The organism is Janibacter sp. CFPM2_SD2 (assembly GCF_057364645.1).
Window position 1 is genome coordinate 1 of the sequence record NZ_JBNFOF010000147.1, and the last position, 8291, is coordinate 8291.

The following is an 8291-nucleotide window of genomic DNA, read 5'->3' on the forward strand; positions in this document are numbered from 1 at the left end:
CGTCGCGCACGAGCAGCAGCTCGAGCCGGGCGCTGGCCGGGCGCGACGCCGGCCGGACCGGGCCCTACTCGCCGTACTCGACGTGCGAGTCGGTGCCACCGTCGACGGCGTACCAGCGGTCCTCGTCGGGCACGACGCCGTCGGGATAGGTCAGGGCCATCTCGGCGAGGGTCGGCCGGGCCGGCTCGCGGACGTCGTCGGGCAGCATCGCGGTGATCGCCTCGAAGACCCGCTCCATGTCGCGCGGCACCGACCGGTACTTCAGGTCGACCGGCTCGCCGAAGGTCACCGTCACCTCGGGCCGGGTCAGCGGGTTGGTGAGCATCCGCGGCACCTTGGAGCTGCGCGGCCAGACCTTCTCGGTCCCCGTGATGGCGAAGGGGATGACCGGCACCTCGGTGAGGTGGGCCAGGCGGGCGGCGCCCGGGAAGCCGCGCATGCCCGGCTCGAAGAAGTGGATGCCCCGCGGGATCGTCCCCTCGGGCATCATCGCGACGAGCTCGCCGCCGCGGAGGGCCCGCACGGCCGAGGCGAAGGCGTCGGGGCTGTCGGGGTCGTCCTGCCGACGGTCGACGCTGATGCCGCCGCCGGCACGGAAGATCGTCCCCAGACCGGGCACGTCGAAGAGCTCCTTCTTGCCCAGGAAGCGCGCCGAGCGCGGGGTGCGGCGGAAGGCGACCGCCATCGCGACGAGATCGAAGTAGGAGCGGTGGTTGCCCACGAGGATCGCCGGCCCGTCGGCCGGGATGTTCTCCGCGCCGCGGACGGTGAACTTCGCGTACGGGAAGACCTCGGGCCGCGAGAGCAGGGCGATGGCGCGCTGCAGCTCCATGCCGATGACCGGCAGCTTCATCACCCCGGGCGAGGTGTCGAAGTGCAGCACCGGCCAGCGGGCGGCGACGGCCAGGGCGTGCAGCCGCGGGTCGGGGTTGACCGCACCGGGGTTGCCGACGGCCCGCAGCAGCGGCGCGTCGTAGATCGAGTCGGAGTAGGCGAAGGACGCGTCGAGGTCGATGCCCTCCTCCTCGGCGAAGTCGCGCACCGCCGCGATCTTGCCCATCGACCACACGAAGTGCCCGTCGTTGCGCCCGGTGAAGCAGCCGTCGTCGCCGACCTCGTATCGCGTGGCGATGACGTAGTCGATGCCGAGGCGCTCCGCGAGGGGCAGGACGAGGTGCTCGGGGGTGGTCGTGGCGAGCACGACGAGGCGCCCGGCCTCGTGGTGCTCCTCGATGAGCATGCGGGCGAAGGGTCCGACCATCGGCTCGAGGACGTCGGCGGCCAGCTGGGCCGCCTCGTCGAAGGCGTCGGCGGGCTTGCCCTTGGCCACGAGCACCGCCTGGCGGGCGAGCGCGATCGAGCCGAGGGACTCACCGAGAAGGTTGAAGTAGCCGAAGAGCAGTGCCTCCCCCGGCATCCGTGCGGAGACCACTCCGGTGTCGCGCATGGCGGCCGACAGCGCCGGGCCGGAGGCCTTGGGCAGCAGGGTGCGGTCGAGGTCGAAGAATGCGGCGGCCGTCATGCTCGCGAGGCTATCCACGCGGGGGCCTGCCGGGAACACCTCGAGGGCCTAACGTGGGTCACATGAGCGACGACGCCCTGCAGACCCTGACCAGCTCCCAGGTCGCCGACCGGGCGCCACGCGACTGGCGCGAGGTCAACGGCATGTTGCGAACCCGCCTGCGCACCAAGGGCTTCGAGGAGTCCCTCGCCCTCGTCAACGAGATCGCCAAGGTCGCCGAGGAGGCGGACCACCACCCCGACATCGACCTGCGGTGGGGCTGGGTCGGGCTGGCGCTCGTCAGCCACGACGCCGGCGGCATCACCGACCGCGACATCTCGCTCGCCGGCGAGATCAGCCGGATCGCCTCCGACCGCGGTGCGAGCCCGCAGCCCGAGGTCGGCGCCTCGCTGACCGTCGGCATCGACACGGCCGACGCGGACCGGATCCGGCCCTTCTGGACCGCCCTGACCGGCCACGAGCCGGCGAAGGGGGACCCGGACACGCTCCCTTCGCCCGACGGCCAGATGCCGACCATCTGGTTCCAGACGAGCGAGCCTCGCGACGACCGGGGGCGGCTGCACATCGACGTCTACGTCCCCCACGACGAGGCACGGGCCCGCGTCGACTCGGTCGTCGCGGCCGGCGGCCGGCTCGTCACGGACGAGTACGCCCCGTCGTGGTGGGTGCTGGCGGACGCCGACGGCAACCTCGCCTGCGTCTGCACCTGGCAGCCGCACGCCTGACGAAGGGGGGTCCCCGCCTCCGCGAGCGGGCTCGGCTCAGCGGCGGCGGCCCTTGCCCTCGAAGGCCTTCGCGGCCGCGACGGCGTCCTTGAGCTGGTCGGCCTGCATGCCGGGGCCGAGCCGCTGCAGCTGCGACATGTTGACCCGGGTGCCCGCCTTGATGACGGCCGAGGCGGCGGAGCGCAGCGCGCTGGAGTGGTCGCTCTCGCCCTCCTGCCCCCACAGGAGCAGCCACTCGATCGTCGTGTCGTCGTCGCGGGGGTAGAAGGTCATCTTGTCGAAGCCGCCCTCGCTGGGCACGCCCGAGACCCGCTGCCAGCGCTTGCGGTCCCACCCAAGGACGAAGCCGACCGAGGCATTGCTCGGCAGCAGCTCGTCGAAGTCGTTCCACCACCTCGGGGCCCCGCGGTGAGCGCCTTGCGCATCTTCTTCTCGTCGGCGACGGAGCGGATCAGGTCGGGGTTGGACTGGCCGACGAGGAGCGCCCGACCATCGCTGTAGCGCAGCAGGTGCGCCCACTCGCCGAGCTCCATCGAGTACTCCCAGTCGCCGTTCGTGGCGCGGGGACCGGACCCGTCGTCGGAGACCTCGGCCGCCGTCCACACCGCCGCGATGGCCGCCCAGCGGCCGCGCAGGGTGTCCGGGGGGTCGAGCTGCACCGTCTGGAGGGCGGAGTCGGTGGGGCTCGCGCTGTCGGAGGGGGAGCCGGAGCCACTCCCGGAGTCGCTCCCCGAGCCACCGTCCCCGCCGACGCGGTACGTCGAGGCGATGTCGACGGGCTCGGAGTCGTCCGAGCAGCCGGCGACGGCGGTCGTGCCGACCGCGCCGATCGCGGCGAGCAGCGTGCGCCTGGAGATCTGCTCCACTGGTCCCTCCCGGGGTCGTCTCGCCCCGAGGATACGGTCCGCGGCCCACGCCGGGCGCGCCGGAGCGGGCCCGGCGTGGGATGCTGACGGCGATGCTCGCCACACACCACCGTCGTCTCGCGGCCGCCCTCGCCGTCGCGGCCACCCTGCCTCTCGCCGGGTGCGGCGACGAGTCGACCCCGCCCCCGACCCCCGGCCACCGGTGACCGTGACCACCGAGGTCGGCGAGGCGCTCGACCTGCCGGAGCAGCAGGAGATCGACAAGGCGACGGCCCGCAAGGCCCTGCCGAGCCTCGCCGACATGCCGGACAAGACGTGGCACATCGACACCTCGACCTTCGGCAACCACGAGTCGACCTACGACCCGCCCGGGTGCGCGAGCATCCTCTTCGACAGCCCCGAGGCCCGGACCTTCACCGACGACCACCGCACGGTCCGTGAGCAGGCGCGCTTCAGCCAGAACCAGCCCGACGGCGGGGGGATCATCGCGACCTACGTCCAGTCCTTCGACGAGCCCTATCCGCTCTCGCTCTTCGACGACGCGGGCGAGGAGGTCACCAGCTGCGCGTCCTACACCCAGTCACGCAGCGTCGGCGAGAGCAAGGACGCGGCGACGGCGATCACCGTGCCGCAGCTCGGCGACCGCACCTTCGGGGTGCGGATCCGCAGCCGGGAGTACGACCACGCCGTCGACCGGCTCTACGTGCGCAGCGGGCACAATGTCATCACCGTCCTGGCGCTCAGCCGCGCGAAGAGCTACGACGGCAAGCTGATGACGAGGTACGCGCAGGGCGTCCTCGACGACCTGAAGAAGGCCACATGACGACGCGCCGCGCCGCCCCCTTCGCCCTCGCCGTGATCACGGCCCTCAGCCTGGCCGCGTGCGGGGGTGACGACGCCCCGCCGCCGAGCGAGCCGACGACGGTGACCGTCACGAGCACCCGGGGGGCAGAGACCGCCGACGCGCCGGAGCAGCAGGAGCTCACCCCGCAGCAGATCAAGGCCGCGCTGCCGTCGACCGACGAGGCGCCCAAGGGCTTCGTCAAGGACCCCGGAGGCTTCGACGCCAACGTCCACAGCAAGCGGGTCGCCGACCCGACGGAGTGCCTCGCGGTCTACCTCGACGCGCAGGACGTCCGCGACTGGCGCGAGGAGCACCGCAGCGAGGGCGCCGGCGTGCGCTACACCCGCAAGGCCGGCGGGACGCCGCCGCCGAGCATCTCGATCGCGCTGTGGACCTACGACGAGGCCTTCCCCACGCGCTTCTTCGACGAGGCCGGCGCCGCCCTGGCCACGTGCTCGGACTTCACCTCCGCGACCGCGCCGGGCGACAGCAAGGGCACGTGGTCGGCGACGCACATCACGACGCCGGCCCTCGGCGACCGCAGCTTCGCCGTGCGCATCGGCAACCGCGACAGCGACCTGGCCATCGACTACCTGTGGGTGCGCAGCGGCCACAACCTCGTCAACGTGCGCATGCTCACCGGATTCCGCGCCAACAACGAGGAGATCCTCGAGACCTATGCCCAGGGCGTCCTCGAGGACCTGAAGTGAGCGTCCGCGCGCCCCGCCGGGCCGCCACGACCCCGGCCGTCGTGGGCATCGCCGCCCTGGCCCTGACCGCAGGGTGCGTGCCGACCCTCGCCGCGACACCCCCGTGAGCTCGACGACGACCGAGGCCGTCGGGCGCGGCCAGCTCACCGAGGAGCAGCTGCGGTCGGTGCTGCCGGCGGACGACCAGCCGCCCTCGGGATTCACCCTCGACACCTCGGAGTCCGAGGGACCCGACCCCGACTCGACGACCTATCCCGCGGTCTGCGACGACGTGCGCCTGCAGGGCACGACGGCCGACGACCTCGAGGAGCACAAGGTCGCGAGCGCGGAGAAGTCCTATGTCGGCGAGAACGGCCGCGGTGTCCTGTCGGTCAAGGTCACCAGCTACGACGAGCCGGTGCCCGAGGCACTCTTCGACGACGCCGGCCAGGCCCTGAGCCGGTGCTCGACCTTCAAGATCATCGACCGCTACGGCACGTCCGACTGGAAGCTCGACCCCGTCTCGCTCCAGCCCGCCGGCGACCGCACGTGGTCCATCCGGGTGCAGAACACCACCGAGGGCGATCCCTTCGGCGGGGGCGTCGTGCAGGTCGCGAGCGCCTCCCTCGGCAACAACCGGGTCCACGTCGTGCAGAGCGCCGGCGAGGCCTCGACCTATCGCAGCGAGGCCGTCGAGCAGCTCGTGGGCGCCACGGTCGCCGAGCTCGAGGCGCTGTGACCCGGGCCCGGGGGCTGGCCCTCGCCGCCGCCGTGGCGCTCCTGCCCGGGTGCGGCCTGGTCCCCGGTGTCGGCAGCACGGCGACCGAGACGGTCACCGTGTCGAGCAGCGAGTCACCGTCCTCCTCTCCGGCGTCGACCGCGTCATCGGTGGACGAGGACCCCGGGACCCTCACCGGCGCCGGACGGGTCATGGACGAAGGGGGTCTGCGCGCCGCCCTGCCGTCGGCCGGTGACCTCGGGTCGGGCTGGGTCGACGACGAGGTCGCGACGATCTTCGAGACGCAGGCCGACGAGGTCGAGCCCTCGAGCTGCGCCGCCCTGATCCAGAAGGGTCCCGGCTGGGACGAGGTGCGTCGGACGGAGAAGGCGCGGGTGCAGGCCAACTTCCGCCGCGCCGACAACCCCGCTCCTCCCGGGACGCGCCGCCACCTGGGGATGTGGCTCTACTCCTTCGGCGACCCCTACCCGACGGGCCTCTTCGACGAGGCCGGGGCGCGGGTCAGCGACTGCTCGAGCTTCGAGGTGAAGCAGACCGACACGGGCAACTGGACGACCTACGAGGCGACGCCGCTGACCTTCCCCACGCTCGGCGACCGGACCATCGCCTACCGCCTCACCGCCCGGCAGACCTTCGAGACGCTGTCGATGGACTACGTCGTCGTCAAGGTCGGGCACAACACCGTCTCGGTCGCCAACGGTGCCTACGGCACCACCCCCGACACCGAGGTCACCGAGTCCGCCGCCCGCGCGGCCGTCGACGGGCTCGAGCCGTGACCGGGCGCCGGGTGGCGCGCGGTCTCACCTGCCTGGCCACCTCGCTCGTGCTCCTCACGGGGTGCGGGGACCTCCCCTTCGCCTCCTCGCCCTCGGCCACCGCCCCGACGCCGGTGCCCACGCCCGAGCCGGTCACCTCGCGCCGACGACCGACCCGCAGCCTAGAGCGAGCCGGCCGACAGGTCGACGAGGCCCAGGCCGAGGCCGCCCTCGCCGGGCTGCCGCGCAGCGCGAAGCCCGGGCCCGAGCCGAGCGCGCAGTACCGCAAGACCGACCCGAAGCCCTGCATCGACGTGCTGCGCCTCGGCTGGTACGCCACCAACCTCAAGCGGTCGCGGACCGTCGCGGTCACCGCGGGTGGACCCAGGGCAAGGGCACCGGGCTCCAGGCGCACAACGTGCGGATCGAGTCGCACTCGCGCCCGGTCGGCGCGACCCTCCTCGACCAGGCCGGGGCCGCCCTCGCCGGGTGCGACTCCTTCTCGCTCACCGGGCGGGACGAGGCCGGGCCGATCGACCTGCGGCTGCTCGCCGAGCCGCGGACCACCGCGACGCTCGGCGACCAGACCTTCGCGGTGCGGATCACGACCTTCGGGGAGATCGGCGGGCGGCAGACGCGCATCTACGCCGACTACCTCGTCGTGCGCGTCGGGCACAGCCTCATCACGCTCACCCAGACGAGCACGGACGAGGCGAGCGACATGACCACCCTCGAGCGCCACGCGGAGGACATCATCTCGAGGCTCGCCCGGTAGTCCCCGCCCAGGCACCCTCGGCGTGCCTAGAGTGGTGCGGGTGACCATCCGAGTGGCCCTCGAGCACCGCACGGCCTACGACTTCGCCGAGCCCGTCCACGTCTACCCGCACACGATCCGGCTGCGGCCGGCGCCGCACTCGCGCACGCCGATCCCGAGCTACTCGCTGCGCGTCGACCCTCCCGAGCACTTCCTCAACTGGCAGCAGGACCCCTTCGGCAACTGGCTGGCCCGGGTCGTCTTCCCCGACAAGGTCTCCCGCCTCGAGATCACCGTCGACCTCACCGCCGACATGACGGTCATCAACCCCTTCGACTTCTTCGTCGAGGACTGGGCCGCGACCTTCCCCTTCGCCTACCCGGAGCAGCTGCGCGAGGACCTCGCGCCCTATCTGCGGCCCGTCGACGACGGCGCGGAGGGCAGCGGCCCGGCCCCCGAGGTGAGCGCGTGGCTCGAGCAGGTGCTGCCCGGACTGCTCACCGGGCCGCGCGACGCGCAGGTCGGCGAGGGCACCCCGATCGTCGACTTCATCGTCGGCCTCAACCGCGCCGTGCGCGAGAGCGTCGACTACACGGTGCGGCTCGAGGCCGGCGTGCAGACCCCGCAGCACACCCTCGAGCGGGGCATCGGCTCCTGCCGCGACTCTGCCTGGCTGCTCGTCTCCGCGCTGCGGCAGCTCGGCCTCGCCGCCCGCTTCGTCTCCGGCTATCTCGTGCAGCTGACCGCCGACCTCAGCGCCGTCGGCGACGACAGCCTCAACGGCCCGGCGCAGGACTTCACCGACCTGCACGCCTGGGCCGAGGTCTACGTCCCCGGCGCCGGCTGGATCGGCCTCGACGCGACCTCCGGCCTGCTCTGCGGCGAGGGGCACATCCCGCTGTCGTGCACCCCGCACCCGGCCTCCGCCGCACCGATCAGCGGCGCGACCGCCCCCACGCAGGTGAGCTTCGACTTCAGCAACACGGTGACCCGGTTTGCCGAGGACCCGCGCGTCACCAAGCCGGTGAGCCAGGAGCAGTGGGACCGGATCACCGAGCTCGGCGAGGCTGTCGACCGGCTGCTCGTCGAGGGCGACGTGCGCCTGACGATGGGTGGCGAGCCGACCTTCGTCGCGGCCGGCGGGACCAAGGACCCGCAGTGGCACACCGCCGCCGACGGGGAGGAGAAGCGCGAGCTCGCCATGGCCCTCGCCCGGCGCCTCTCCGGCCCCGGCACCCTGCGCCACCACGGCCAGGGCAAGTGGTACCCCGGAGAACCGCTCCCCCGCTGGCAGATCGGCCTGAGCGAGCGCACCGACGGCGAGCCGCTTGTGGGCGCGCGCAGGAGCTGCTTCGACGACCCCTGGGGGCGAGCCGCGCGCGGAGTCCGGCTCGCCG

General features: G+C 73.0%; 10 protein-coding genes. 7 read left to right on the plus strand and 3 right to left on the minus strand.

Annotated elements, in window-relative coordinates; genetic code table 11:
* Positions 1-64: 64 nt before the first annotated feature.
* Entirely contained in the window at positions 65-1522 is a 1458-nt protein-coding gene (locus AC2W7J_RS13095) for an HAD-IB family hydrolase (RefSeq protein ID WP_485982906.1), read from the minus strand.
* A 62-nt stretch (positions 1523-1584) separates the two neighbouring features.
* Between AC2W7J_RS13095 and AC2W7J_RS13100 the strand changes: the two genes are divergently transcribed.
* Entirely contained in the window at positions 1585-2247 is a 663-nt protein-coding gene (locus AC2W7J_RS13100) for a 4a-hydroxytetrahydrobiopterin dehydratase (RefSeq protein WP_485982908.1), read from the plus strand.
* A 36-nt stretch (positions 2248-2283) separates the two neighbouring features.
* On the opposite strand, the gene AC2W7J_RS13105 is transcribed toward AC2W7J_RS13100, so the two are convergent.
* Together AC2W7J_RS13105 and AC2W7J_RS13110 are read right to left on the minus strand one after the other, a co-directional pair.
* Positions 2284-2547 (minus strand): hypothetical protein, encoded by a 264-nt coding sequence (locus AC2W7J_RS13105; protein WP_485982910.1) that lies wholly within the window; start codon positions 2545-2547, stop codon positions 2284-2286.
* Entirely contained in the window at positions 2517-3113 is a 597-nt protein-coding gene (locus tag AC2W7J_RS13110; protein ID WP_485982912.1) for a hypothetical protein, read from the minus strand. Before AC2W7J_RS13110 ends, AC2W7J_RS13105 begins: the two co-directional genes overlap by 31 nt.
* A 208-nt stretch (positions 3114-3321) precedes the next feature.
* Here AC2W7J_RS13110 and AC2W7J_RS13115 point away from each other — a divergent pair, with 208 nt between their 5' ends.
* The 6 genes from AC2W7J_RS13115 to AC2W7J_RS13140 form a co-directional block, all read left to right on the plus strand.
* On the plus strand, positions 3322-3936 hold the full coding sequence (locus tag AC2W7J_RS13115) for a hypothetical protein (RefSeq protein ID WP_485982913.1): 615 nt from the start codon (positions 3322-3324) through the stop codon (positions 3934-3936).
* A complete protein-coding gene (locus AC2W7J_RS13120) occupies positions 3933-4667 on the plus strand; it encodes a hypothetical protein (RefSeq protein ID WP_427801817.1) in 735 nt (244 codons plus the stop codon). Before AC2W7J_RS13115 ends, AC2W7J_RS13120 begins: the two co-directional genes overlap by 4 nt.
* Positions 4668-4770: 103 nt before the next feature.
* The gene (locus AC2W7J_RS13125) at positions 4771-5385 is read left to right on the plus strand and encodes a hypothetical protein (protein WP_485982914.1); all 615 of its coding nucleotides are present in this window, start codon (positions 4771-4773) and stop codon (positions 5383-5385) included.
* Positions 5382-6161 carry a hypothetical protein gene (locus tag AC2W7J_RS13130; RefSeq protein ID WP_255185026.1) on the plus strand — a complete coding sequence of 260 codons (780 nt, stop codon included), beginning with the start codon at positions 5382-5384 and terminating at the stop codon, positions 6159-6161. Before AC2W7J_RS13125 ends, AC2W7J_RS13130 begins: the two co-directional genes overlap by 4 nt.
* 397 nt (positions 6162-6558) lie before the next feature.
* Positions 6559-6915, plus strand: coding sequence for a hypothetical protein (locus AC2W7J_RS13135; protein ID WP_485982915.1), 357 nt, complete (start codon positions 6559-6561; stop codon positions 6913-6915).
* Positions 6916-6955: 40 nt separating this feature from the next.
* Positions 6956-8291, plus strand: a 1336-nt coding sequence (locus tag AC2W7J_RS13140; RefSeq protein WP_485982916.1) for a transglutaminase family protein, incomplete at its 3' end; no start/stop codon positions are given.

Excerpts from the sequence above, each read along its gene's own strand:
- AC2W7J_RS13095 (WP_485982906.1), bottom strand. The coding sequence starts at position 1,522 with ATGACGGCCGCCGCATTCTTCGACCTCGACCGCACCCTGCTGCCCAAG.
- AC2W7J_RS13100 (WP_485982908.1), top strand. The coding sequence starts at position 1,585 with ATGAGCGACGACGCCCTGCAGACCCTGACCAGCTCCCAGGTCGCCGAC.
- AC2W7J_RS13120 (WP_427801817.1), top strand. The coding sequence starts at position 3,933 with ATGACGACGCGCCGCGCCGCCCCCTTCGCCCTCGCCGTGATCACGGCC.